Source organism: Curtobacterium sp. PvP017, from assembly GCF_054060195.1.
This window is the reverse complement of sequence record NZ_JBSSCY010000004.1, coordinates 297624-322726: the sequence shown is the minus strand read 5'-3', so window position 1 is coordinate 322726 and position 25103 is coordinate 297624. Positions and strand designations below refer to the sequence as shown.

Here is a 25103-nt window from a genome sequence, read left to right as displayed (position 1 = left end):
GTCCCGCACCGAGTCACGAAGGGACTCCCGTGCCCACGATCCCCGAGGGAACCGACGTTCCCACGACCACCGTCGCCGTCCTGTTCGGCGGACGCTCGAGCGAGCACGAGATCAGCTGCGTGACCGCCGGCGGCATCATGGACGTCGTCGACCGCACCGAGTACGAGATCGTGCCGATCGGCATCACGAAGGACGGCGCGTTCACGCTGCAGTCCGACGACCCCTCGCAGTGGGCGATCCGCGACGGCGCGCTGCCGACCGTTCCCGACAACGGCACGCGCGTGGCGTTCCCGACCTCGCCGGCGACGAACGAACTCGTCGTCTCGCACCCGGACGGCTCGGTCACGACCGTCGCCGTCGACGTGGTGTTCCCGATCCTGCACGGCCCGTTCGGCGAGGACGGCACGATCCAGGGCCTGCTCGAGATCGCCGGTCTGCCGTACGTCGGTGACGGCGTGCTCGCCAGCGCACTGGCGATGGACAAGCACGTCGCGAAGGCCGTCCTCGAACACGCCGGTCTGCGGGTCGCTCCGTGGACGACGGTGCTCCGCCGTGAGTGGGCGGCCGACCCGGTCGACGTCGCCGAGGCGATCGCGGCGCACGGCTGGCCGCTGTTCGTGAAGCCCGCCCGTGCCGGTTCGAGCATGGGCGTCTCGCGCGTCGACGGCCCCGAGGGGGTCGGTGCCGCGATGGACCTGGCGTTCGAGCACGACTCCAAGGTGATCGTCGAGCCCCGCGTCGTCGGTCGCGAGGTCGAGGTCGCCGTGCTCGAGGGCCGCGACGGCGTGCCGCGCACGAGTCTGCCGGGCGAGATCGTCGTGGCCGAGGACGGCTTCTACGACTTCGCGTCGAAGTACCTCGGTGGCGACGAGTCGCTGCTGTGCCCGGCGCCGCTCACCGAGGCGCAGACCGACGAGATCCGGTCGATCGGTGCCCGTGCGTTCGAGGCCATCGGCGGTTCGGGGCTGGCCCGTGTCGACTGCTTCCTGACCGACGACGGCTTCGTCGTCAACGAGGTCAACACCATGCCCGGGTTCACCCCGCTGTCGATGTACCCGCGCTGCTGGGCGGCGTCGGGTGTGTCCTACGGCGAGCTGGTCACCGAGCTCATCGAACTGGGGCGGGCCGCGGTCCGCTGACGTCCGACGGGGTCGGCCCGCGTCAGCCCTGCACGTCGGACGGGTCGAGGCACTTGTGGCCGTCCTCCGGCAGCGTCGAAACCGCGGTCGCGAGGTCCTGCAGCACCGCGCTGCCGGTCTTCGACGTGTCGACGACCACCTGCACGGCGGGGGACCGGCCGAACGTCGTGTAGACGATCTGCTTCCCGCGGTCGTCGCGGATCCAGTCGACCGAGCCGAGCGTGACGCAGGGCAGGTCGGACACCGTCGGGACGGCCACGCCGCAGTGGTACAGCGCGGCCTCGGGGTCGCCCCAGGCCGCGGTGGACTGCGCGTTGGTGTTCCGCAGGTCGTAGGTGGAGTCGACGGTCGCCGGCAACCGCACCTGCGCCGCCGCGCAGGCTGCTGCGTTCGCGGACGGTGCCGCGCGCATGCCGACGGCGTTCGTGCACCCGGTCAGCCCGGCGGCGAGGGCGATCACGACCCCCGCGATCGCGAGGGTTCGAGGGGTGCGGCGCGCGGTGTCCATCGCGGTCCAGGCTACCGTTCTCGTGTGGACGCGACGTACGACGCCTGGGCCGGACCGACCGTGGGGGAGCTCGGCGAACTGGCCGTCCTCGACCGCATCACGAGCCGTCTGCCGACCGGGTCGCCGATCCTGGGGCCCGGCGACGACTGCGCGGTCGTGGCCGCTCCGGACGGCCGGTTCGTCGTGACGACGGACATGATGGTGCACGGCCCGGACTTCCGGTGGGCGTGGTCCTCGCCCGAGGACGTCGGATGGAAGGCCGCCGCGACGAACCTCTCCGACGTCGCGGCGATGGGTGCGGCGCCGAGCGGTCTCGTGATCGCCCTCGCGGCGCCCCAGGAGACCCCGGTGGCGGTGCTCGAGGGCATCGCGGACGGCTTCCGCCTCGCCGTCGACGCCCTCGCACCCGGCTGCGGCGTGGTCGGCGGCGACCTGTCCACCTCGGCGACGTTCACGGTGGCGGTGACGGCGTTCGGCGACCTCGGCGGTCGCGCTCCGGTGCTCCGGTCGGGCGCCCGTGCGGGCGACGTCGTAGCGGTGTCCGGTGAGCTCGGTCGCGCCGCTCGCGGTCTCGCACGGCTCTTCCGCGACGGCGTCGACCACCAGGGTGAGCCGGACCGTGCCGCGACGGTGGCGAGTGGTGCGGACGCCGATCCCGACGTCGACCGTCAGCGCCGTCCGGTGCCGCCGATCGCGGACGGACCCCGTGCCGCTGTGGCCGGGGCGACCGCGATGCTCGACCTGTCCGACGGCCTGGCGATCGACGCCGGGCGGCTCGCCCGAGCCAGCAGGGTGACCCTGTCGCTCGAGGTCGACCTCGACGAGGTGGCACTGCACGGCGGCGAGGACCACGGCCTGCTCGCGACCTTCCCCGCCGACGCTGCGCTGCCGGGTGGCTTCCGCCGCATCGGGGTCGTGCGGGAGCGCGGCGACGCCGACCTGCTCCGCGCCGGGGCCCCGGTGCCGACGACCGGCTGGGACCCCTACGCCGACTGGGACGGCGCCGCCGGCTGACTCGCCCGGCTCGGTTGTCGACCCGGAACGACAGGATCGTCGTCGTGCGACGTCGATGGTGTCGTTCCGAGTCGTCTGCGCAGCTCAGCCGGCGGGGGTCACTGCCTCCCACGCCACGGTCTCGCCGTAGCTGCGCTTGCTGAACGGCTCGAGCCCCGCGGGCCACGTCGGCTCGGGGGAGCGCTTGCTCCGCTCGACGACCACCACGGCACCGGCGGTCAACCGCGGCACCAGGGTCTCGAGCACCTCGGCGATCTCGTGTTCGGTCACGTCGTACGGCGGGTCGATGAAGACCAGGTCGAACGTGCGCACCGTCCCGCGCAGGTACCCGAGCACGGGCTGCGGCTGCACGTCGATCCGCACCCCGGGGATCCGCTGCTGCACGGCCTTCGCGTTCGCCCGGCACGCCTGCGCCGCCGCCGACGCGCGGTCGACCAGCACGACCTCGACCGCACCGCGCGACGCCGCCTCGAGCCCGAGGGCACCGGTACCGGCGTAGAGGTCCGCGACGGACGTGTCGTCGACGAGCCCGCGGGCCTCGAGCGACGAGAACAGTGCCTCGCGCACCCGATCGCTCGTCGGCCGGGTGCCGGACTTCGGCACCCGGAGCGTCGTGTTGCCGGCGGCGCCGGCGATGATGCGGGTCATGCAGCCACCGTAGCGGCCGGCGGTGCTGTCCACAGGCCGGACGGGAGGCACGTGGCACGTCGGTCGTGCCCGGTACCGTGGTGTCCGTGGTCACCACCGGAACCCCCGCTGCGCCGGCCGCGCCCGACCTCGGTCCGGCGCCCCTCGACGCGCGGCTCGCGAACGTGCTCGGTGGTCGGACCGCGTCCGCGATCGAGAAGGCCTTCGGCCACCGCACGGTGGGTGAGTTCCTCGAGCACGCACCCCGTCGCTACGCCGAGCGCGGGGCGCTGACGGCGCTCGACTCGCTGGCGATCGGCGAGCCGGTCACGATCGTCGCCGAGGTGGTCGACGTCCGCGAACGCACGATGCGTGCCCGGCGCGGATCGATCCTCGAAGCCAAGATCGGGGACGGCAAGGGGCTGCTCACCCTGACGTTCTTCAACCAGGGCTGGCGCACGAAGGACCTCGTGCCCGGTGCCCGCGGCATCTTCTCCGGCAAGGTCAGTGACTACCGCGGTGCCCGCCAGCTCGCCCACCCGGACTACGAGCTCTTCGACCCCGACGACCCCCGCGCCACGGCCGACCCCGGCTCGGACGAGGCGATCCGGTGGTCGCGCCAGCCGATCCCGATCTACCCGGCGACGGCGTCCCTCACCTCGTGGCAGATCGCGAAGTCGATGGGCATCGTCCTCGACACCCTGCCGGACCTGCCCGACCCGGTGCCGGCCTCGGCGCGCAGCCGGCTCGACCTCGTCCCGTTCCGCCGGGCGCTCGAGCTGCTGCACCGCCCCGAGAAGGTCGCCGACTTCAAGCGCGCGCAGGACGCCCTGCGCTACCGCGAGGCGTTCGTGCTGCAGACCGCCCTGGTGCAGCGCCGGATCCGCGCCCGACGCACCGCGGCGACCCCGCGGGTGGCGGCCCCCGGCGGCATCCTCGAGCGCTTCGACGCCACCCTGCCGTTCACCCTGACCGACGACCAGCGCGCCGTCGGTGCCGAGATCGACACCGACATCGCCCGCACGTGGCCGATGCACCGCCTGGTGCAGGGCGAGGTCGGTTCCGGCAAGACCCTCGTGGCCATCCGCGCGATGCTCACGGTGGCCGAGTCCGGTGGGCAGTCCGCCCTCATCGCCCCGACCGAGGTCCTGGCCGCGCAGCACCTCCGGTCCATCGTGAAGTTCCTCGGACCGGACCTCGCGGCCGAACTCCGTCCGGTGATCCTGACCGGGTCACAGTCCACCGACGAACGCCGGCGGGCACTGCTCGCCGCCGCATCGGGCAGTTCGCGCCTCGTGGTCGGCACCCACGCGTTGCTCGGCGACCGCGTCGACTTCGCCGAGCTCGGGCTCGTGGTGGTCGACGAGCAGCACCGCTTCGGCGTCGAGCAGCGCGAAGCGCTCCGGACCAAGGGCGCCACCCCGCCGCACGTCCTGGTGCTCACCGCCACCCCGATCCCACGCACCGTCGCGATGACGGTGTTCGGCGACCTCGACGTCTCGACGATCACGGGGCTGCCCTCCGGCCGGGCCGGCGTCGAGACCTTCACGGTCCCGCTCGCGGAGCACCCCGGGTGGGAGTCCCGCATCTGGTCGCGGATGGCCGAGGAGCTCGACAAGGGGCGCCAGGCCTTCGTGGTCTGCCCCGCCATCGACGACGCCCACGCCGAGGACGACGGCGAGCCCGCGCCCACCGAGTCCGAGGACGACGCCCCGAAGCGCGCCCCGGCGACCGTGCTCGCCACCGCCGAGCGGATGCGCACGATGCCCGTGCTCGACGGCCGGCGGATCGCGGTGCTGCACGGCCGGATGACGGCGGAGGAGAAGGACCGCGTGATGACGTCCTTCGCTGCCGGCGACCTGGACGTCCTCGTCGCGACGACCGTCATCGAGGTCGGTGTCGACGTGCCGAACGCCGCGATGATGGCCGTGCTCGACGCCGATCGCTTCGGCGTCTCCCAGCTGCACCAGCTGCGCGGCCGCATCGGCCGTGGGCAGTGGGCGGGCGTCTGCCTGCTCGTCACCACCGCCGAGCTCGAGACGACCTCCCGCGAGCGCGTCGACGCGGTGTCCGCGTCCGACGACGGCTTCGAGCTGGCACGGGTCGACCTCGAGCTGCGGCGCGAGGGCGATGTGCTCGGCGAGCGACAGTCCGGTGGGCGGTCCTCGCTCAACCTGCTCCGGGTGGTCGAGCACGCCGACCTCATCGTGGACGCCCGGGGCGAAGCCGAACGCGTCCTCGAGCCCGATCCCGAGCTCGAGGGGGCCCCGGCCCTGCGCGAGGCCCTGGCGCGGCGTCTCGACGAGTCCGACGCGGCGTTCCTCGGCAAGAACTGACCCGGGCCCGGACGCCCCGGCCCGGACCGGTATCGTCGCTGCCATGGCACAGATCGCGGTGGTCCCCGGTTCCTTCGACCCCGTCACGCTCGGGCACCTCGACGTCATCGGCCGCGCTGCCGGGCTGTTCGACGAGGTGCACGTGCTCGTGGTGCACAACCCGGACAAGAAGCCCGCGATGTTCGAGGCGGTCGACCGCGTCCGCCTCATCGAGGAGTCCCTGGTCGAGGTCGGCACGCCGGGCACCGTCCGTGTCGGGGAGTGGACCTCCGGGCTCCTCGTCGACTACTGCCGGCAGGTCGGGGCGAAGGTGCTCGTCAAGGGCGTGCGGTCCGGCGAGGACGTCGCGTACGAGACCCCGATGGCCATCATGAACCGGCACCTCGCCGACGTCGAGACCGTGTTCCTGCTGCCCGACGCCTCGCGCTCCCACGTGTCGAGCTCGCTCATCCGCCAGGTCTCGTCGCTCGGCGGCGACGTCACCCCCTACGTCCCGAAGGCCGTGGCCACGGCCCTCGCCGCACGCTGAGCCGAGCCGGAACCGTCGGAGCTGCGCGCCGAGTGGATGCCCAGCCGTCCGACGCGCGGACACACCCCCGCCCGCCTCGACTCTCGGCCGCGTTCACGCTAGGGTTGACGATCGTGTCTTCCCACGTGAACAGCCCCTACGCCCTGCGCGTGCGCGACCTGGCGCACCGTCCGGGCGAGATGCGCGAGCACTCGCTCGACATCGCGGTGCCGGACGCGCTGGGTGCCGGTGTCATCGCGGTGCGCGAAGGTGCTCCGCTGCACATCGACCTACGGCTCGAGGGCCTGCACGAGGGTGTCCTCGTGTCCGGTCACGCTTCGGCCGACGCGACGGGGGAGTGCTCGCGCTGCCTCATCGACATCAGCGAGCCCGTCGAGGTCGATTTCGCCGAGCTGTTCGCGTATGATGCCTCGGAGGATTTCGACTTCTTCGTTCGTGATGACCACGTGGACTGCGAACAGGTCGTTCGAGATGCGGTGGTGCTGGCGCTGCCGTTCCAGCCGGTCTGCCGACCGGACTGCCCAGGCCTCGACCCGGTGACGGGCGAGCGACTGGCCGACCTCGATGAGCAGCCCGTTCACGAGACCCTGGACCCGCGCTGGGCAGCCCTGACCGGAATCCAGCTCGAAGCTGCCGAGCGTGCCGCCCACGGCGACACCACCGACACGAAGACCACCGAGGGCGAGGAGCGGGCCGAGGCCGAGTAGGCCCCGACACCGCCAGCCCCCGTTCCGACCACCGACCAACCGAAAGAGATTCACCATGGCCGTTCCCAAGCGCAAGCAGTCCCGTGCGAACACGCACGCCCGTCGTTCGCAGTGGAAGGCCACGCCGATCCAGCTCGTCAAGACGATCGAGAACGGTCAGGTCACCTACAGCCTCCCGCACCGCGCGAAGGTCGTCGAGGACTCGGCCGGCACCCCCCTGTACATGGAGTACAAGGGCCGCAAGGTCGCCGACGTCTGATCGGACCGAACGCATGACGACGACGTCCGGCGCCACGGGGTCCCGCCCCGTGGGGCCGGACGTCGTTCGTCTGCAGGGCCAGCTCGGGGTCGACATCGACCTCGAGCTGCTCCAGCTCGCCCTGACCCACCGTTCGTACGCCTACGAGCACGGGGGCATCAAGCACAACGAGCGCCTCGAGTTCCTCGGCGACTCGATCCTCGGCCAGGCCGTGACCGTGAAGCTCTACCGGTCCTTCCCCGATCTCGACGAGGGTGACCTCGCGAAGCGTCGCGCCAGCCTCGTGTCGACGGTCGCGCTGGCCGAGATCGCCCGCATGATCGGGCTCGGCCAGTACCTGCGCCTCGGCAAGGGCGAGGAGCAGACCGGCGGCCGCGACAAGTCGTCGATCCTCGCCGACACCGTCGAGGCCGTCATCGGCGCCACCTACCTGTCCGCGGGCCCCGACCCGGCGACCGACCTGGTGCTCCGCCTGGTCGAACCGCTGATGATCGACCCGGACCGCTTCGGCGCCGCCATGGACCCGAAGACGAGCCTGCAGGAGCTCGCGTCGAGCCTGTCGCTCGGCAACCCGGCGTACCGCGTCACCGAGACCGGCCCGGACCACGACAAGACCTTCAGCGCGACCGTCGTCCTGCAGGGCGAGGACATCGCCGTCGGGACCGGATCGAGCAAGAAGGCCGCGGAGATGTCCGCGGCGCTCGACGCCTGGACCCGGCTGTCCGGCCGAGCGGCCTGACGACGTGCCCGAACTCCCCGAGGTCGAGGTCGTCCGCGCCGGCCTCGAACCCGCGGTCAGTGGCGCGCGGGTGCTGCACGTCGACGTCGTGGACGAGCGGGCACTCACCCGCCACGACGGCCCGGCCGAGGACTTCGCCGACCGCCTGACCGGCCGCACCATCGCCGCCGCGGTCCGTCGGGGCAAGTTCCTCTGGATGCCGTTGCAGCCGGAGCACGAGGGCGACCGGCCGGAGGCACTCGTCGCCCACCTCGGCATGAGCGGCCAGATCCTGCTCGGCCGCGGTCGACCGGCGGCGAAGCACCGACGGATCCGTATCGACGTGCAACCCGTCGGCACCGATCGCGTCGGCACCGCCGAGCCCGCGGTGGAGCTCGAGTTCGTCGACCAGCGCACCTTCGGCTCGATGGCGATCGACGCGATGGTGCCGACGGTGGACGGCGCCCCGGCCGGGTTCGCCGGACACGTCGACGCGTCCGACCCCGATGCGGTGTGGCGCCGGAGCGTGCCGCAGCAGGTGTCGCACATCGCTCGCGACCCGCTCGACCCCGCGTTCGACGACGACCGCTTCACCGCGATCGCCCGGAAGCGCTCGAGCGGCATCAAGCGGGTCCTGCTCGACCAGGGCGTCGTGAGCGGCATCGGGAACATCTACGCCGACGAGTCCCTCTGGGCCGCGAAGCTGCACTACGACCGGTCGGCCGAGCGGTTGACCCGTGCCGACCTCGCACGCCTGCTGCACGAGGTGCGCAGTGTCCTCGGTCGCGCGCTCGAGGACGGCGGGACGAGCTTCGACGCCCAGTACGTCAACGTCAACGGGCAGTCCGGGTACTTCTCGCAGCGGCTGAACGTGTACGGCCAGCAGGGGAAGCCCTGCCCCCGCTGCGGCACGACGATCGTGCGCGAGGCCTTCATGAACCGGTCGAGCCACATCTGTCCCGTGTGCCAACCGCGCCCCCGTGCCCGGACGCGTTAGCCTGACGCCCAGCAGCACAGCCCAGCAGCGGCGCCGCCGCAGCACGCGTGAGCACACCCGGAGACCGCATGTACTTGAAGAGCCTGACCATCAAGGGGTTCAAGTCCTTCGCGCAGCCGACGACGTTCGCGTTCGAGCCGGGCGTCACGTGCATCGTCGGCCCGAACGGATCCGGCAAGTCCAACGTCGTCGACGCCCTGGCCTGGGTGATGGGGGAGCAGGGGGCGAAGACCCTGCGCGGCGGCAAGATGGAGGACGTCATCTTCGCGGGGACCTCGACCCGTGGTCCGCTCGGTCGCGCCCAGGTGCTGCTGACGATCGACAACTCCGACGGTCTGCTGCCGATCGAGTACTCCGAGGTGACGATCGCCCGCACGCTGTTCCGGAACGGCGGCAGTGAGTACGCCATCAACGGCGAGAACTGCCGACTGCTCGACGTGCAGGAGCTGCTGAGCGACACGGGCCTCGGCCGCGAGATGCACGTGATCGTCGGGCAGGGGCAGCTCGACAAGGTCCTGCACGCCACCCCGGAGGACCGCCGGGGCTTCATCGAGGAAGCCGCCGGCATCCTGAAGCACCGTCGCCGCAAGGAGAAGACCCTCCGCAAGCTCGACGCGATGCAGACGAACCTGACCCGCCTGTCCGACCTCGCCGGTGAGATCCGCCGCCAGCTGAAGCCGCTCGGACGCCAGGCCGAGGTCGCTCGCAAGGCGCAGTCCGTCGCCGCCGTCGCGCGGGACGCCAAGGCCCGCATCCTCGCCGACGACGTGGTCCGGCTGCGCCGCGAACTGCACGACCACCAGGAGGTCGAGGCGGGGCGCAAGTCCGAGCGCATCGTCCTGACCGAACGGCTCGACCAGACCCGGGTCCGCCAGCAGCACGTCGAGCAGAGCATGGTCGGCGACGACGTCGACCGCGCCCGGACGGTGGTGCACCGCCTGGAGAGCGTGCAGGAGCGGCTGCGCGGGCTGTCCAGCCTGGCGAACCAGCGGCTGATGTTCCTGGCGCAGCAGGCCGACGCCCCGCAGCAGGGACCCTCGATCACCCCGGAGCGCGTGGCCGGTGTCCGCGCCGAGGCCGACCGGCTCGCGGCCCGCGCCGACCAGATGCAGGGCGGCTCCGCCGAGACCGCCCGCGCGGTGCAGGACGCCCGTGACGCGCTCGACGCCCTCGACGAACGCATCGCCGCGCAGGCCGCACGCGTGTCGCAGCACGACCTCGAGGCGCAGCGGCTCGCGAACGCCGTCGACGTCGCCCGGTCGAAGCGCGGGTCCACGGTGGCGGACCGCGAGCGTCGACAGCGAGCCCTCGCCGAGGCCGGCGAACGCGCCGAGCGGGCGACCGCAGCCCTCGCCGAGCTCGGCACCGATCCGTCCGAGGGCGTCGACGACGAAGCCCTCGCCACCACGCTCCAGGCGGCTCGTGGGCAACTGGAGGCCGCGCAGGCAGCCCGCGACGAGCAGCGCGACCGCCTGCACGCCCTCGAGCGGGAGCGGGACGCCCTCGACGCCCGGGTCGCGGCGCTCGGCATGTCGATCGACGTCCGCGACGGTTCCCAGGCGCTCATCGACGCCGGACGCGCGGGCATCGTCGGTCGTCTCGCGGATGCGCTGACGGTGACGCCCGGGTTCGAGGGCGCCGTCGCGATCGCCCTCGACGGCCTCGCCGACGCCGTCCTCGCCGACGACCGGACCGTCGCGCTCGACGCGGTCGCGCACGCCAGGTCCGCGGACATCGGCCGCATCGACGTCGTCGTCGCGGACGCGCAGGACGGCCCCACCGACCTGCCGGAGCGGTTGCCCGCGGGCGTCCGTCGAGCGGTCGACGTGGTGCAGGGCCCGCCCGCCCTCGCCGCGATCCTGCGGAACACCCTGATCGCGGACGCCGCCGAGCGCGCCGACGAGGACCGCGACGAGCACGCGGACACGGTCGACCTGGAGGCCGTGCTCGCCGCCGCCCCGCAGGCGACGGTGGTCACCCGGTCCGGTGACCTCGTCCGCGCCGTCCGCGTCACCGGCGGCGGAGAGCGCGTGACCTCGCGGATCGAGCTCGTCGCGGAGCGCGACGACGCCGTGACGCGACGCGACGCCATCGCGACGGACGCCGAGGACGCGGCCACGGGCCTCCAGGCCGCACGCACCGCCGTCGAGGACGCACGCCGCCGCGCGGACGAGGCCGACGCGGCGTCCCGCGCGCACGCCAAGGCGACGGCCGAGTACGACCGGGCGAGCGCCTCGACGCGGGCGAAGGCCGAGAACGCGGCGGCCGAGGTGGAGCGCCTGCGTGCCGCCCTCGCCGAGACCGACGGTGCGGTCGAGGCCGTCGACGCCGCCCTGGCGGAGGCCGAGGCGGCGCACCGGGCGTTCACCGAGCAGGAGCGGCCCGTCGTCGACGCCTCCGAGCGTCCGGGGCTGCAGGACGCGCTCGAGGCCGCACGTGCCGCCGAGGTCGAGCAGCGCATCCAGGTGCAGACCGTGCGCGAGCGCGTCCGCGCCGAACGACACCGTGCCGACCAGCTCGAACGCCAGCTCGAGGCCGAGCGTGCGGCGGCGGAGGAGGCAGCTCGTCGTGGGGTCATCCGTCGCGGGCAGATCGAGACCGCCGAAGCCGTGCTCGCCGACCTGCCGGGTGTGCTCGGTGCCGTCGACCGTTCCCTTGCCGAGGCGCGCGTGCAGCTCGCGACCGAGGAGTCCGAGCGGTCCAAGCGCAACACCGAGCTGCAGGCGATCCGGAACGAGGAGCGCGAACTCCGCGACCGGTTGCAGACCATCACCGACGGCGTGCACTCGCTCGAGATGGAGATCTACGAGAAGAAGCTGCACGTGTCGGGTGTCCTCGACCGCGCCCTGAGCGACCTCGGGCTGACCGAGGCCGTGCTCGTCGCCGAGTACGGGCCGACCGTGCCGGTGCCGGTCGACGTGCTGGTGGACCCGCGGGTCCTCGCGCGGAAGCACCGCGACGCCGAGCGCGCAGCGGCTGCTGAAGCGTCCGAGCAGCCCCTCGACCCACCCGGAGAGGACGTCGACGTCGATGCCGACGCCGACCTCGACACCAGCCCCGGGGACGACACCGTCGCGCTCGTCGACGCCGAATCGACGTTGCCCGGCGGCCCCGCCCTGCCCGAGTTCGACGTCACCGACGAGGTCGACCCCGACGACGTCGAGACCGTGCCCTACGTCCGCGCCGAGCAGGAGCGCCGCCTGCAGGCCGCCGAGCGCGACCTCGGCCGGCTCGGCAAGGTGAACCCGCTCGCCCTCGAGGAGTTCCAGGCCCTGGAGCAGCGGCACGCCTTCCTCGCCGAGCAGCTCGAGGACCTGCAGAAGACCCGCACCGACCTGATGACGATCATCGACGAGCTCGACACGAAGATGCAGACGATCTTCGAGTCGGCCTTCAACGACACGAAGGACGCCTTCGACGTCATCTTCCCGATCCTGTTCCCGGGCGGCTCGGGCTCCATCAACCTGACCGACCCGACCGACCTGCTCGGCACCGGGATCGACGTGCAGGTGAAGCCCGCCGGCAAGAAGATCGACCGACTGACGCTGCTGTCCGGCGGCGAGCGGTCCCTGGCAGCGGTGGCGCTCCTCGTCGCGATCTTCACCGCGCGGCCGTCGCCGTTCTACATCATGGACGAGGTCGAGGCCGCCCTCGACGACGCGAACCTCGGTCGGCTGCTGACGGTGTTCGAGCGGCTCCGCGAGTCGTCGCAGCTCATCGTCATCACGCACCAGAAGCGCACGATGGAGATCGCGGACGCCCTGTACGGGGTGTCGATGCGACAGGACGGCGTGTCCGCCGTCGTCGGCCAGCGGGTGCAGAAGCGCGAGCCCGCCGACGCGGTCGCGTAGCGGGCCAGCTGGTTGCGGTCCCGCGCCGCGAAAGCGACAGTTCTCCGCCAACAGTTCGCGGCAGTCTGTCGCTTTCATGGAGAGGATCGTGGGTCCGCGACGAGATCTGTCGCTTTCGCGGCTCTGGTCGCGACCACGGACGGACGGGAGGCACGGTGCCAGCTGGCACCGTGCCTCCCGTCCGTGTTGCCGCCCGTCCAGGGCGTGACGCTTACTCCGCGTCGGCCGCGACCGACTCCTTCGGCTCGCCCGTCGGGGTGAGCCCGCGCTCCTGGCGCTTCTTCGAGACGACCAGCGAGGCGGTCGTCGCGACCGCGATGGTCAGCATGATGAAGCCCAGCGAGAACCAGATCGGGATCTCGGGCGCCCACTCGATGTGCTCGCCGCCGTTGATGAACGGCAGCTCGTTGACGTGCATGGCGTGGAAGACGAGCTTCACACCGATGAAGCCGAGGATGACCGCCAGGCCCTGGCCCAGGTAGATCAGACGCTCCAGCAGGCCGGCGATCAGGAAGTACAGCTGGCGCAGCCCGAGCAGCGAGAACGCGTTCGCGGTGAACACGATGAAGGCGTCCTGGGTGAGCCCGAAGATCGCGGGGATCGAGTCGAGCGCGAAGAGGACGTCGGTCAGACCGATCGCGACCATGACGAGCAGCATCGGGGTGAACAGGCGCTTGCCGTCGACCTTGGTGGTCAGGCGATCGCCGTCGTAGTGGTCCGAGGTCGGGATGATGCGCTTGAGGATGCGGATCAGGCGCGAGTCGCCCTCGTCGCCGCCGTGGTCGTTGCCGCTGCGGGCCTGCGACCAGGCGAGCCAGAACAGCAGCGCGCCGAACAGGTAGAACACCCACGAGAAGTTCTCGATGATCGTGACACCGAGGGCGATGAAGATGCCGCGCGCGACCAGGGCGATCGCGACACCGACCAGCAGGACCTTCTGCTGGAACTCCTTCGGCACCGCGAAGCTCGTCATGATGATGAGGAAGACGAACAGGTTGTCGACCGACAGCGCCTTCTCGGTCAGCCACCCGGCGAAGTACTCACCGCCGGCCTGTCCGCCGCCGAAGACCAGGATGCCGAACCCGAACAGGATCGCGAGCCCGATGTAGAACACGGACCAGAACGCGGATTCGCGGATGTGCGGCACGTGCGGGGTGCGCACGTGCGAGTAGAAGTCGAACACCAGCAGGGCGAGGATGCCTGCGATGGTGAGGAGCCAGACGAAGAGTGGGACGTCCACGGTTTCCTTCAGGTAGGGCGTGCCGCTGATGTGCGGGTACGCCGAGGCCTGAAGGTCTCTTCCGCCGCACGGCACCGGAACCGGTGCTGCACGACCGGCGCCCCGGGTCCGGATCGTTCCGGGCCGTACTGACGGGGTCACCGAGAGGGAATACTCCCCTTCGTGAGACCGAGCATACCGGGCACAGCAGACATGCGCCGCGCTCTAAGCTGGGAGCATGGCGAGTTCCTGGTCACTGTCCACACGGCTGCGCGGCCTCTTCCAGCGCAAGACGATCGACGAGACCACGTGGGAGGACCTCGAGACCGCGCTCATCGGCGCCGACTTCGGCCCGGACATCTCCGAGGCGATCATCGAGGACCTGCACGCGCGCGTCGACCGCTACGGCACGACCGACCCGGCCGACCTGCAGCGCATGCTGCGCGAGGTGCTCGAGGAACGGCTGTCGAAGCTCGACACCACGCTCAAGCTCAGCGCCCGACCGGCCGTCGTGCTCGTCGTCGGTGTGAACGGCGTCGGCAAGACCACGACGATCGGCAAGTTCGCCAAGTTCCTGAAGACCTACGACCGCACGGTCCTCGTCGGTGCGGCCGACACCTTCCGCGCCGCGGCAGTCGAGCAGGTCGCGACCTGGGCCGAGCGTGCCGGCGTCGACGTCGTCCGCCCCTCGCAGCCCGGGCAGGACCCGGCCTCGGTGGCGTACCAGACCGTCGAGAAGGCGATCCGCGACAACACCGAGATCGTGGTCATCGACACCGCCGGCCGCCTGCACACGAAGGCGGGCCTGATGGACGAGCTCACGAAGATCAAGCGCGTCGTCGAGAAGCAGACCGAGATCAGCGAGGTGCTGCTCGTCCTCGACGCCACGACCGGGCAGAACGGCCTGGCCCAGGCGCAGGCGTTCATCGAGGGCGCCGGGGTCACGGGCCTCGTCATCACCAAGCTCGACGGCTCCGCGAAGGCCGGGTTCGTCCTCAGCGTGCAGGAGAAGACGGGCATCCCGATCAAGCTCATCGGGCAAGGCGAGGGCATCAACGACCTGACCGGTTTCACCCCGCACGTGTTCGTGCAGAACCTCGTCGGCTGATTCCGGGTACTGTCTCCGCAGTACAGGGATCGTCCAGGTACACCGGAAGGAGCCCCTCAATGCCAGCACTCCTGATCATCGCGATCATCGTCGGCCTCGTCCTGCTCTTCAGCGGCATCTTCGTCGGTGCGCTGAAGTTCCTGCTGTGGGTCGGGATCGTCCTCATCATCCTGGCCGTCATCGGCTGGCTCCTCAGGAGCATCCGCGGGCGCGCATAGCGCACCGGACGCCCTGAACGGGCGGATGAACGGACGGGAGGCACGGTGCCAGCTGGCACTGTGCCTCCCGTCTGTCCGTGGTCGCGACCAGTGCCGCGAACGCGACAGATTGCCGCGAACTGTCAGCGGAGATCTGTCGCTTTCGCGAAGGGGTCAGCGGCTTCAGACCGCCTGGCGACCCGGTGCCGCGTCCAGCAGGTGGGAGAGGTGCTCGGGAAGCGAGCCGCCGCGCGCGACCGTGGCCCGTGCCCACAGGCGTCCGGCGCGGTACGAGGACCGGACGAGCGGGCCGGCGAGCACTCCCGCGAAGCCCATCTCCTCGGCGACCTCACGCAGGGCGACGAACTCCGCAGGGCTGACCCAGCGCGCCACCGGCAGGTGCCTCGGCGACGGGCGGAGGTACTGGGTGAGCGTGATGATGTCCGTGCCGGCGTCGTAGAGGCGCTGCAGGGCGTCCTCGATCTCGATGCGCTCCTCGCCCATGCCGAGGATGAGGTTCGACTTCGTGACGAGTCCGGCGTCGCGGCCCTGCGTGATGACGTCGAGGGAGCGTTCGAACGTGAACGCCGGCCGGATGCGCTTGAAGATCCGCGGCACGGTCTCGACGTTGTGGGCGAAGACCTCGGGGCGGGCGTCGAACACCTGGCCGAGCTGGTCCGGGCGACCGTTGAAGTCCGGCACCAGGATCTCGACGCCGGTGCCGGGGGAGTGCTCGTGGATCTGGCGGATGGTCTCGGCGTAGAGCCAGGCGCCCCCGTCGGGCAGGTCGTCGCGAGCGACGCCGGTCACGGTGGCGTACTTCAGGCCCATCGACACGACCGAGTCGGCGACCCGTCGGGGCTCGTCGCGGTCGAGCGGCTCGGGCTTGCCGGTGTCGATCTGGCAGAAGTCGCACCGGCGGGTGCACTGCGAGCCGCCGATGAGGAAGGTGGCCTCGCGGTCCTCCCAGCACTCGAAGATGTTCGGGCAGCCGGCCTCCTGGCAGACGGTGTGCAGCTGCTTGTCCTTGACCAGGGCGGACAGCTCGCGGAACTCCGGGCCCTGGGTGGCGCGGGTCTTGATCCACCCGGGCTTCGTCTCGATCGGGGTCTCGGCGTTGCGGGCCTCGACGCGGAGCATCCGGCGGCCTTCGGGGGCGAGGGTCATACGAGGGTCTCCTGTCGAGCGATGCGCTCGCCGCGGCGCATGCCGTCGACGGCGTCCTGGATGCGGCGTGCGACCGCGCGGGCGAGTTCGTCGACGGTGACCGGTCGGCCCGCGGCGGCGCTCAGGGTGGTGACACCGGCGTCGGCGATCCCGCACGGGATGATCGCGGAGTAGGCGTCGAGGGTGTTCGTGCAGTTGATCGCGATGCCGTGGGTCGTCACGCCCTCGGCGACGTGCAGGCCGATGGCGCCGACCTTGGCGGGTGGAGTACGGTCCGCTCCGCGGACCCAGGCGCCGCTCCGGCCGTCGATCCGCCGCGCATCCACCCCGACGGTCGCCGCCGCGTCGATGATGACCTGCTCGAGGTCGCGCACCCACGCCACGACGTCGATCGGTGTGGCCAGTCGGACGATCGGGTAGGCGACGAGCTGCCCGGGGCCGTGCCAGGTGATGCGCCCGCCGCGGTCCACGTCGACCACCGGGGCACCGTTCGTCGGCAGGTCGGACGGCTCGGTACGGCGGCCGGCGGTGTACACGGACGGGTGCTCGCACAGCACGAGGACCCCGGGGGAGCGGCCGGCGACGACGTCGGCGTGGAGGTCCCGCTGCAGCGCGATTCCCTCGGCGTAGTCGAGCAGCCCGGCAGGCCGCACGATCTCGAGTTCCGGCATGTGAGGGAGCCTACGACGGTTTCTGGACGGAGTACAACAACAAGGACGACCTTGACCTGAACCGTGGTTGAGGGCTTCGGATGGCGGACATGGACATCCGCCAGGCACAGCTCGCCACCCGCTCGCTCGACGTGCCGGGATCGCGACGGTGCTGGTCGACGGCGACGGCCGTGACGAGTTCGAGGGCCCGCCGAACTGGAACTCGCGATCGGTGTACTTCGAGGGTCCGGGCCAGCAGCTGCTCGAGCTGATCGAGCGGCGGGACCTCGCCGCGTCTGCGCCCGCGGCGCCAGCGTCTGCACCCGCATCCGCCGCACCCGCACCCGCACCCGCGTCCGCGTCCGCCGTTCCGCTCGTCTCGGTCAGCGAGGTCGGCATCGCCGTGCCCGACGTCCTCGGTGCCGTCGAGACGCTGCGCCGCGCCGGACTCGAGCCCTACGCCAACCCAGCAGGCGAGGGCTTCGCCGCGGTCGGTGACGTCGACGGCCTCGTCATCCTGGTGTCGCCGGAGCGGCGCTGGTTCCCGACCGCTGACCGCCTGCCGTCGACCGCGCCGGTGGTCCTCGACGTCGGGCTGGACACCCCGGTCGAGCTCACGCCCGGCGTGCTGCTGCGCTGACCGACCGGGACCCGCGCTCCGAGCCTTGTAGAATCGACGGATCATGGCGCAATTCGGCTCACTCTCCGATCGGCTGACCGAGACCTTCCGCAATCTGCGGAGCAAGGGTCGGCTGACTCCGTCCGACGTCGACGGCACCGTCCGCGAGATCCGGCGGGCGCTCCTCGACGCCGACGTCGCGCTCGAGGTCGTCAAGGCGTTCACCGCAGCAGTGCGCGAACGCGCCCTCTCCGACGAGGTCAACCGCGCGCTGAACCCGGCGCAGCAGGTCGTCCAGATCGTCAACGAGGAACTCGTCGGCATCCTGGGCGGTCAGCAGCGACGTCTCGAGTTCGCGAAGAAGCCGCCGACGGTCATCATGCTCGCGGGTCTGCAGGGTGCCGGTAAGACCACCCTCGCCGGCAAGCTCGGCAAGTGGCTCAAGAAGGACGGCCACACCCCGATGCTCGTCGCGGCGGACCTCCAGCGTCCGAACGCCGTCCAGCAGCTGCAGGTCGTCGGTGAACAGGCCGGCGTGCACGTCTTCGCACCGGAGCCCGGCAACGGCGTCGGTGACCCGGTCAAGGTCGCCAAGAACGCCATCAAGGCCGCCGTCGACCAGCAGTACGACACCGTCATCGTGGACACCGCCGGTCGTCTCGGTGTCGACGCCGAGCTGATGAAGCAGGCCGCGAACATCCGCAAGGCCGTCGACCCCGACGAGGTCCTGTTCGTCATCGACGCGATGATCGGTCAGGACGCCGTCGTCACGGCGCGCGCGTTCCAGGAAGGCGTCGACTTCACCGGTGTCGTCCTGTCGAAGCTCGACGGCGACGCCCGCGGTGGTGCGGCCCTGTCGGTCGCCAGTGTCACCGGCCGTCCGATCATGTTCGCGTCCACCGGCGAAGGCCTCGACGACTTCGAGCCGTTCCACCCGGACCGCATGGCGAGCCGCATCCTCGACCTCGGCGACATCATGTCGCTCATCGAGCAGGCCCAGTCGGCGTTCGACGAAGAAGAAGCCCGTGCGGTCGCCGAGAAGATCGCGTCCGACTCGTTCACGCTGAACGACTTCCTGCAGCAGATGCAGCAGCTCCGCAAGGCCGGCTCGATCAAGGGCATGCTCGGCATGCTCCCGGGTGCCAAGGGCATGCGCGAGGCGCTCGACAACTTCGACGAGCGCGAGATCGTCCGTACCGAAGCGATCATCCAGTCGATGACGCCGAAGGAGCGCGAACTGCCGAAGCTCCTGAACGGCTCGCGTCGTCTGCGTATCGCCAAGGGTGCCGGCTCCACGGTCACCGAGGTCAACGCCCTCGTGAACCGCTTCGAGCAGGCCGCCAAGATGATGAAGACCGTCGCCCGCGGTGGTGTGCCGCAGATGCCGGGCATGGGTCCGATCCCGGGCATGCACGGCGGCAAGAAGCAGCAGCAGGGCGGCAAGAAGAAGTCGAAGGTCGGCAACCCGGCCAAGCGCGCAGCGATCGCCGCCGGTGCGGCCGCTGCTCCGCAGCAGGCGCCGAAGGGCTCCGGCCTCGGCCTCGGCGGGGCCGCCAAGGGCGGCAAGGCGCCGACCGAGGAAGAGCTCGCGAGCCTGCAGAAGTTCCTGGGGCGCTAGTCCTTCCCATCGCACGCGCGGTGGAAGACGGAATCGGGCGTACCTGGTCGAAAGAAACGACCAGGTACGCCCGATTCGATCAGGTGCGGGGGAGGCCTCGAGGTCAGAGTGACTCGCGGAACTCCGTCACCAGGTGGCGGACGACCTCGCGCAGGTCCCCGCCGTGCTCCTGCGCGACCCGGAGCTGCCGCTGGTACGACGCCCCGTTCGCGATCATCGTGTCCAGGTGGTGCAACTCCTGCTGGCAACCGAGCCGTTCGGCCACCGGGTCGAGTCGCTGCACCAGGTCGTGCACCTCGTCGGTCACGAGCCGCTCGTCGCCGGCGGCGTTCGTGATGATCTCGGCCTCCATGCCGTAGCGGGCGGCGCGCCACTTGTTCTCGCGGATGAACCAGGGCTGCATCGTCGGCAGGGTCTCGCCGGCGTCGAGCCGGTCGGACATCGTGGTGACCAGGCACTGCACGAGTGCCGTCACGGCACCGACCTCGTGCAGGGTCGAGATGCCGTCCGACACCCGGTTCTCGAGCGTGCCCCACTTCGGCGACGGGCGGATGTCCCAGCGCAGGTCCTTCACGCTGTCGATGACGCCGGTGTGGGTGAGGTCGCTCACCACCTCTTCGAAGTTCGCCCAGGCCCCGAGCGCCGGCGGCAGTCCACCGGTGGGGAGTTGCTGGAACATCAGCGCGCGGTTCGAGGCGTAGCCGGTGTCGATGCCGGCCCAGAACGGGCTGGACGCCGTGAAGGCCTGCAGGTGCGGGACGTACGCGAGCATCGCGCCGAGGATCGGCAGGGCCTTGTCGCGGTCGTCGATGCCGACGTGCACGTGGACGCCCCAGATGAGCATCTGCCGCCCCCACCAGCGCGTCCGGTCGATGAGGGTCGTGTAGTGCTCGCTGTCCGGGGTGATCTCCTGCTGGTCCCACACCGCGAACGGATGCGTCCCGGAGCACATGACCTGGGCGTCGAGCGGCTCGGCGGCGTCGATGACCTCGCCGATGATGCCCGACAGCTCGCTCGTGGCGTCGCCGACCCGGGAGTGCACGCTGGAGACGACCTCGACCGTGTTCGTCAGGAGTTCCTCGGTCACCCGCTCGCGGTCGCCGATCCGTTCGTGCACGGCCGCGATGACGGCAGGGGCACGGGGCGTGAGGTCGCCGGTCGACAGATCGACCAGCGGGAGTTCCCACTCGACGCCGATGGTCGACGGAGGGGACTCGGTGAAGCGGATGTCCATGCTGTACATCCTGCCCGGAAGGTTGTCGGACACGCACAACGAAGCACCGTTCGGGTCGTGCGGATCCGATTCACAGTAGTTCCACACCGGGCGTACTTTGGAAGGGATCACCCAGGAAGAGGTACACATGCAGTTGGTCGTGCGCGGCACGTCCGCACCACTCGTCGGGGAGCTCGACGTCCCCGTCTCGAAGTACCACGCGCACCGCGCCCTGGTGCTCGCGTCGCTGGCGAAGGGCACGAGCATCGTCTCCGGCATCAGCGCCACCCGCCAGGTCGAGTGGACCGTCGGCACGCTCCGTGCCCTCGGCGTCGACGTCAAGCGTCGCGGGAACGAGTACCACGTCACCGGGCTCGGCGGCCGGTACGAGGCCACTGACGTCGTGGACCACGGGTCCCGCGGTGCCGACGGCATCCTGAACATGGGGTCGTCCGGCACCACGCTCTACTTCATGACGGGTCTGGCGTCACTCGCCGACAAGCCGATGACGCTCGCGGGCATGAAGTACTTCCAGCGGCGGCCCATCAAGGCGCTGCTGACGTCGCTGACCCAGATGGGCATCGAGCTCGAGGCGACGAACGACTGCCCGCCCGTCACCGTGCAGCCGAAGCGCCCCCGCGGCGGCGACGTCACGATCGCCGGCACGCTGTCGCAGTGGGTCTCCGGCCTGCTGCTGGTGGCCCCGTTCGCCGAGCAGGAGACCCGGATCCACATCACCGGCGGCCGGCTGAACGAGCAGCCCTACGTCGAGCTCACCGTGCGCATGATGCGGCAGTTCGGACTGACCGTCGAGGTCTCCGACGACTGGCTCGAGTACCGGATCCCGGCGAACCAGCAGGCCACCCCGCACGACTACGTCATCCCGCCGGACATCGGTTCCGCCGCGTTCGGCATCGCCGCCGCGGGCATCCGCGAGTCGAACCTGCTCCTGCGCGGCATGACGGCCTTCACCACCGCCGAGACCGACCACCCGGAGAGCGAGTTCCTCGACCTCGCGACGGCGATGGGCGTCCCGATGCGGATCGACGACGAGACCGGGTTCGTGCGCATCGAGCACGACGGCTCCCCGCTCCGACCGCTCGACATCGACTGCCAGCCGATCCCCGACCTGCTGCCGGTCCTGTCGACGATGGCCACCTTCGCCGAGGGCACCACCCGGCTCTGGAACGTCGCGCACATCCGGTTGAAGGAGTCCGACCGCGTCGCGGCGATGCTGCAGCTCAACCGCATGGGTGGTCGGGCCGAGCAGGGTGCCGACGAGCTCCGCGTCACCGGTGTCGGCGCCGAGGGACTGCACGGCGCGCAGATGTCGTCGTTCAACGACCACCGCGTGCTCATGTCGCTCGCCGTCGCCGCCTCGAAGGCGCGCGGCACCTCGGGGCTGACCTACCCGCGGGCCTACCGGATCTCGTACCCGACGTTCCTCGAGGCGATGAACTCCGTCGGCCTCGACATGGAGGTCGGCGACGCCCTCGCCGCGCAGATCGCCCGCGACGACCGGGCCGACGCGGCCGAGGCCGCCGAGATGGCCGATGCACGCACCGACCTCGGCGAGCGCACCGATGGCGAACGCGCCGACGCCGAGCGCACCGACCTCGGCGAGCAGCAGCCGGTCGCGCCCACGAGCCCGGAACCGCCCGAGCTCGCCGGCATCGACGCCGCCCCCCTGGTGCTGAGCGAGAAGGTCCGTGCGCTCGCCACCAGTGACCCCGACGGCCTCGCCGTCATCGAGGTCGGGGGAGCAGCCCCCGTGAACACCACGTGGCGCGAGCTGCAGGACGAGGCCGACAAGGTCTCCGCGCTCCTGCTCGAACTCGGGGTCCGCACGGGCGAGTCGGTCGCCATGCAGCTGCCGAACTGGCGCGAGTTCGTGTCCATCACGCTCGGGGCGATCCAGATCGGCGCCGTCGCGACGCCGATCATGCCGGTGTTCGGTCCGCGCGAGACGACGATGACGCTCGCCCGGTCGCGTGCGCGGGTGGTGTTCCTGCCGAACCTCTTCCGCAAGCGCCGTCCGGCGCTCGAGCTCCTCGACGTCATCGACGAGGCGAAGGCCCAGCAGCGCCGGCTGTCGGTCGAGCACGTCATCGTGCTCCGGTCCGAGGCGCGCGGGCAGGTCGACGCCCCGACGAACCAGCCGCCGCTGCCCGCCGACGCCCTGGACCGGGTGGCGGCGAGCGACTGGCACTGGCGGTACTTCGACAACGCGCTCGACGCGGTGCACGTGGACGTCGACGAGATCACGTCGCGTGCGCCGGGCCCCGACGACGTCTGCCAGCTGCTGTTCACGAGCGGTACGACGGGGGAGCCGAAGGGCGTGCAGCACCCCCACCGCACCCTCGGTCTGGCCACGGCGATGCACGTCGCGCAGTCCGGCCTGACGAGCGCGGACCGGATCTACATCCCGTCGCCGCTCGCACACCAGACCGGGTTCCTGTACGGCATGCTGCTGGCGTTCCGGCTCGGTGCGCCGCAGGTCATCCAGCCTGTGTGGGACGGCACGGTCGCGCTCGAGCAGGCGTTCGGCGTCGCGAAGGCGTCGTTCGTGCAGTGCGCGACCCCGTTCCTGACCGACCTCGTCGACCTGGTCGAGGCCGGTGCCGCCCAGCCCGAGTCGCTGCGGATCTTCGTGCCGACCGGTGCCGCCGTGCCGCGGGCGCTCGCCCAGCGGGCCGCGACGGTGCTCGGCACGGCGATCCTCGGCGCGTTCGGCACGAGCGAGACCTGCCTCGGCGCCCTGTCCAGTCCGAGCGACGACCCGGCTGCCGCGTACGGGCACGACGGCCGTGCGTTGCCGGGCATCCGCATCCGGATCGTCGACGACGAGGGCCACGAGCTGCCCGCCGACACCGAGGGCGACTTCGAGCTGCACTCGCCGACCATGTTCGACGGGTACCTCGACCGCCAGGACCTGACCGACGACGTCTTCACCGAGGACGGCTGGTACCGGACCGGCGACCTGGCGAAGGTCGACGCGAACGGCTTCCTGTCGATCACCGGTCGGGTCAAGGACGTCATCAACCGCGGTGGCGAGAAGATCCCGGTCGTCGAGATCGAGAACCTGCTCTACCAGCACCCGCTGGTCACCGACGTGGCGATCGTCGCCATGCCGGACGCCCGACTCGGTGAGCGTGCCTGCGCGTTCGTCGTGCCGGCCGCCGGCGCCGAGCAGCTCGACTTCCGGTCGATGCAGCAGGCACTCGACAAGGCGGGCGTGAGCAAGTACTACTGGCCGGAGCGGCTCGAGTACATCGACGAACTGCCGCGCAACGCGGTCGGCAAGGTCCAGAAGAACATCCTGCGCGAGCAGGCGGCCGCGCTCGTCGCGACGAAGGAGAACGAGACACGATGACGATCGTCGAGCAGACGAGCACCGGCTTCGACGAAGCCGCCTTCCAGCAGCTCAAGGCCGAGGTCACCGAGTGGGTCCGCGGCCGTGGTGAGGAGTGGGCCGAGGAGATCGAGCGCACCGGCCAGGTCGCCCCCGAGCTCTTCCAGGAGCTCAAGGCGAACGGGTGGCTCAGCCTCGCCGCGCCGACCGAGCTCGGCGGACGGGCCATCCCGTTCTCGCGCTACCTGGAGATCATGGAGATCGTGTCGCGTTCGCACGCGTCGATCCGCATGCTCGTGCACGTCATCAACGGGACGTGGCGCGCGATGGCCCCCTACGCGACGCCGGAGCAGATCGAGCAGGTCGTCAAGCCGTCCGTCGCCGGCGACACGCTCGTCGCGTTCACCCTGACCGAGGCCACCGCGGGCACCGGCGCGGACATCCGGACCACCGTCCGCCGCGAGGGCGACACCTACGTGATGAACGGCGAGAAGCACCTCATCACGTTCGGCGTCAAGGCCGACTACTGGCTCATCGCCGCCCGCCTCGAGGGCACCACCGGTCAGGACGGCACGGTCGCGTTCCTCATGCCGAACAGCGGGCTGCCGGGTGCCGAGGTGATCGACGACTCCGACACCATGGGCATCCGCGGCACCGACCACGCGATCCTGCGCTTCACCGACGTGCCCGTGCCGGCCAGTGCGCTGCTCGGCGCCGAGGGCCAGGGGCTCGAGGTCGCGCTCGGCGGCTTCCTGCTGCCGAGTCGTGTGTCCGTCGCGATGAGCGCCGTCGGCCTCGCCGAGCGGGCGAACGAGCTCGCCGTCGAGTACGCCAACAAGCGCGAGACCTTCGGCAAGCAGCTCTCCAGCCGCCAGGCGATCCAGTTCTACCTGGCCGAGAACTACGCCGACATCGCCGCCGCCCGCGCCCTGGTGCTCGAGGCCGCACGCGCCTACGAAGAGGACCGTCCCGACGCCGGCACGCTGTCCAGCGCCTCGAAGATGGTCGCCGTCGACATGCTCGCCCGCGTCACCGACAAGGCCCTGCAGGTGCACGGCGGCCAGGGCTACTGGAAGCGCAACGCGATCGAGCGCGTCTACCGCGACGCGCGCGCGCAGCGCTTCGAAGAGGGCACCAACGAGATCCAGAAGCTGGTCGTCGGCCGCGCCGTCGTCACCGGCACGGCCGGGTTCTAGACCACCACCGCCCACCGGACGGGAGGCCCGTGGCGGGCCCGCCCCGCGCCTCCCGTCCTTCCCCACGCACGTAGAGGAC

Annotated in this window: 21 protein-coding genes; 15 read left to right on the top strand and 6 right to left on the bottom strand. The window is 71.1% G+C overall.

The genetic code is table 11. The annotated features are described in order from the left end of the window. Positions 1-29 precede the first annotated feature (29 nt). A complete protein-coding gene (locus ACVKXF_RS10840) occupies positions 30-1139 on the top strand; it encodes a D-alanine--D-alanine ligase family protein (protein WP_456795691.1) in 1110 nt (369 codons plus the stop codon). Between the two features lie 22 nt (positions 1140-1161). On the opposite strand, the gene ACVKXF_RS10835 is transcribed toward ACVKXF_RS10840, so the two are convergent. Further along, the gene (locus ACVKXF_RS10835; protein WP_456795690.1) at positions 1162-1647 is read right to left on the bottom strand and encodes a DUF3515 family protein; all 486 of its coding nucleotides are present in this window, start codon (positions 1645-1647) and stop codon (positions 1162-1164) included. A gap of 24 nt (positions 1648-1671) precedes the next feature. Here ACVKXF_RS10835 and thiL point away from each other — a divergent pair, with 24 nt between their 5' ends. After that, positions 1672-2661, top strand: a complete 990-nt coding sequence (gene thiL, locus ACVKXF_RS10830; protein ID WP_456795689.1) for a thiamine-phosphate kinase — start codon at positions 1672-1674, stop codon at positions 2659-2661. Positions 2662-2745: 84 nt separating this feature from the next. Here the strand turns inward: thiL and ACVKXF_RS10825 are convergent, their stop codons facing one another. Next, a complete protein-coding gene (locus tag ACVKXF_RS10825) occupies positions 2746-3309 on the bottom strand; it encodes an RsmD family RNA methyltransferase (protein WP_123313067.1) in 564 nt (187 codons plus the stop codon). Between the two features lie 86 nt (positions 3310-3395). On the opposite strand from ACVKXF_RS10825, the gene ACVKXF_RS10820 reads away from it, so the two are divergent. The 7 genes from ACVKXF_RS10820 (at position 3396) to ACVKXF_RS10790 (ending at position 12685) form a co-directional block, all read left to right on the top strand. Then, a complete protein-coding gene (locus tag ACVKXF_RS10820; RefSeq protein WP_456795688.1) occupies positions 3396-5624 on the top strand; it encodes an ATP-dependent DNA helicase RecG in 2229 nt (742 codons plus the stop codon). 43 nt (positions 5625-5667) lie between these two features. After that, on the top strand, positions 5668-6153 hold the full coding sequence (gene coaD, locus ACVKXF_RS10815; protein ID WP_123312272.1) for a pantetheine-phosphate adenylyltransferase: 486 nt from the start codon (positions 5668-5670) through the stop codon (positions 6151-6153). Between the two features lie 125 nt (positions 6154-6278). Next, entirely contained in the window at positions 6279-6860 is a 582-nt protein-coding gene (locus ACVKXF_RS10810) for a YceD family protein (protein WP_222661379.1), read from the top strand. A gap of 55 nt (positions 6861-6915) precedes the next feature. After that, positions 6916-7119 (top strand): 50S ribosomal protein L32, encoded by a 204-nt coding sequence (gene rpmF / locus ACVKXF_RS10805; protein ID WP_017888273.1) that lies wholly within the window; start codon positions 6916-6918, stop codon positions 7117-7119. A gap of 13 nt (positions 7120-7132) precedes the next feature. Next, a complete protein-coding gene (gene rnc / locus ACVKXF_RS10800) occupies positions 7133-7858 on the top strand; it encodes a ribonuclease III (RefSeq protein ID WP_260233002.1) in 726 nt (241 codons plus the stop codon). A gap of 4 nt (positions 7859-7862) precedes the next feature. Beyond that, positions 7863-8834 (top strand): bifunctional DNA-formamidopyrimidine glycosylase/DNA-(apurinic or apyrimidinic site) lyase, encoded by a 972-nt coding sequence (gene mutM / locus ACVKXF_RS10795; protein ID WP_456795687.1) that lies wholly within the window; start codon positions 7863-7865, stop codon positions 8832-8834. 68 nt (positions 8835-8902) lie between these two features. Further along, on the top strand, positions 8903-12685 hold the full coding sequence (locus ACVKXF_RS10790) for an AAA family ATPase (RefSeq protein ID WP_456795718.1): 3783 nt from the start codon (positions 8903-8905) through the stop codon (positions 12683-12685). 211 nt (positions 12686-12896) lie between these two features. Here the strand turns inward: ACVKXF_RS10790 and ACVKXF_RS10785 are convergent, their stop codons facing one another. Then, the gene (locus tag ACVKXF_RS10785; protein ID WP_123312276.1) at positions 12897-13925 is read right to left on the bottom strand and encodes a TerC family protein; all 1029 of its coding nucleotides are present in this window, start codon (positions 13923-13925) and stop codon (positions 12897-12899) included. A 217-nt stretch (positions 13926-14142) separates the two neighbouring features. Here ACVKXF_RS10785 and ftsY point away from each other — a divergent pair, with 217 nt between their 5' ends. Together ftsY and ACVKXF_RS10775 are read left to right on the top strand one after the other, a co-directional pair. Beyond that, on the top strand, positions 14143-15012 hold the full coding sequence (gene ftsY, locus ACVKXF_RS10780; protein WP_222657936.1) for a signal recognition particle-docking protein FtsY: 870 nt from the start codon (positions 14143-14145) through the stop codon (positions 15010-15012). 59 nt (positions 15013-15071) lie between these two features. Further along, complete coding sequence (locus ACVKXF_RS10775; protein ID WP_139199230.1) at positions 15072-15230, top strand: DUF4175 domain-containing protein; 159 nt, start codon at positions 15072-15074, stop codon at positions 15228-15230. Between the two features lie 162 nt (positions 15231-15392). On the opposite strand, the gene lipA is transcribed toward ACVKXF_RS10775, so the two are convergent. Next, positions 15393-16376, bottom strand: coding sequence for a lipoyl synthase (gene lipA / locus ACVKXF_RS10770; protein WP_456795686.1), 984 nt, complete (start codon positions 16374-16376; stop codon positions 15393-15395). Then, positions 16373-17047 carry a lipoyl(octanoyl) transferase LipB gene (gene lipB / locus ACVKXF_RS10765; protein ID WP_123312279.1) on the bottom strand — a complete coding sequence of 225 codons (675 nt, stop codon included), beginning with the start codon at positions 17045-17047 and terminating at the stop codon, positions 16373-16375. The genes lipA and lipB overlap by 4 nt, the downstream gene beginning before the upstream one ends. Positions 17048-17195: 148 nt before the next feature. Between lipB and ACVKXF_RS10760 the strand changes: the two genes are divergently transcribed. Both ACVKXF_RS10760 and ffh read left to right on the top strand, forming a co-directional pair. After that, a complete protein-coding gene (locus tag ACVKXF_RS10760) occupies positions 17196-17666 on the top strand; it encodes a hypothetical protein (RefSeq protein WP_456795685.1) in 471 nt (156 codons plus the stop codon). Positions 17667-17709: 43 nt separating this feature from the next. Further along, positions 17710-19263: a signal recognition particle protein gene (ffh, locus tag ACVKXF_RS10755; protein WP_123312281.1), complete on the top strand. Its 1554-nt coding sequence runs from the start codon at positions 17710-17712 to the stop codon at positions 19261-19263. Between the two features lie 103 nt (positions 19264-19366). Here the strand turns inward: ffh and ACVKXF_RS10750 are convergent, their stop codons facing one another. Beyond that, a complete protein-coding gene (locus ACVKXF_RS10750; RefSeq protein WP_185021391.1) occupies positions 19367-20506 on the bottom strand; it encodes a glutamate--cysteine ligase in 1140 nt (379 codons plus the stop codon). A gap of 118 nt (positions 20507-20624) precedes the next feature. Between ACVKXF_RS10750 and aroA the strand changes: the two genes are divergently transcribed. Further along, positions 20625-23849, top strand: coding sequence for a 3-phosphoshikimate 1-carboxyvinyltransferase (gene aroA, locus ACVKXF_RS10745; RefSeq protein WP_456795684.1), 3225 nt, complete (start codon positions 20625-20627; stop codon positions 23847-23849). Beyond that, complete coding sequence (locus tag ACVKXF_RS10740) at positions 23846-25024, top strand: acyl-CoA dehydrogenase family protein (RefSeq protein WP_123312284.1); 1179 nt, start codon at positions 23846-23848, stop codon at positions 25022-25024. The genes aroA and ACVKXF_RS10740 overlap by 4 nt, the downstream gene beginning before the upstream one ends. Positions 25025-25103 lie beyond the last annotated feature (79 nt).

Coding starts and splice junctions, on each gene's coding strand:
- ACVKXF_RS10835 (WP_456795690.1), bottom strand. CDS start 1,647: ATGGACACCGCGCGCCGCACCCCTCGAACCCTCGCGATCGCGGGGGTC.
- ACVKXF_RS10825 (WP_123313067.1), bottom strand. CDS start 3,309: ATGACCCGCATCATCGCCGGCGCCGCCGGCAACACGACGCTCCGGGTG.
- coaD (WP_123312272.1), top strand. CDS start 5,668: ATGGCACAGATCGCGGTGGTCCCCGGTTCCTTCGACCCCGTCACGCTC.
- rpmF (WP_017888273.1), top strand. CDS start 6,916: ATGGCCGTTCCCAAGCGCAAGCAGTCCCGTGCGAACACGCACGCCCGT.
- rnc (WP_260233002.1), top strand. CDS start 7,133: ATGACGACGACGTCCGGCGCCACGGGGTCCCGCCCCGTGGGGCCGGAC.
- ACVKXF_RS10790 (WP_456795718.1), top strand. CDS start 8,903: ATGTACTTGAAGAGCCTGACCATCAAGGGGTTCAAGTCCTTCGCGCAG.
- ftsY (WP_222657936.1), top strand. CDS start 14,143: ATGGCGAGTTCCTGGTCACTGTCCACACGGCTGCGCGGCCTCTTCCAG.
- ACVKXF_RS10775 (WP_139199230.1), top strand. CDS start 15,072: ATGCCAGCACTCCTGATCATCGCGATCATCGTCGGCCTCGTCCTGCTC.
- lipA (WP_456795686.1), bottom strand. CDS start 16,376: ATGACCCTCGCCCCCGAAGGCCGCCGGATGCTCCGCGTCGAGGCCCGC.
- lipB (WP_123312279.1), bottom strand. CDS start 17,047: ATGCCGGAACTCGAGATCGTGCGGCCTGCCGGGCTGCTCGACTACGCC.
- ffh (WP_123312281.1), top strand. CDS start 17,710: ATGGCGCAATTCGGCTCACTCTCCGATCGGCTGACCGAGACCTTCCGC.
- ACVKXF_RS10750 (WP_185021391.1), bottom strand. CDS start 20,506: ATGTACAGCATGGACATCCGCTTCACCGAGTCCCCTCCGTCGACCATC.
- aroA (WP_456795684.1), top strand. CDS start 20,625: ATGCAGTTGGTCGTGCGCGGCACGTCCGCACCACTCGTCGGGGAGCTC.
- ACVKXF_RS10740 (WP_123312284.1), top strand. CDS start 23,846: ATGACGATCGTCGAGCAGACGAGCACCGGCTTCGACGAAGCCGCCTTC.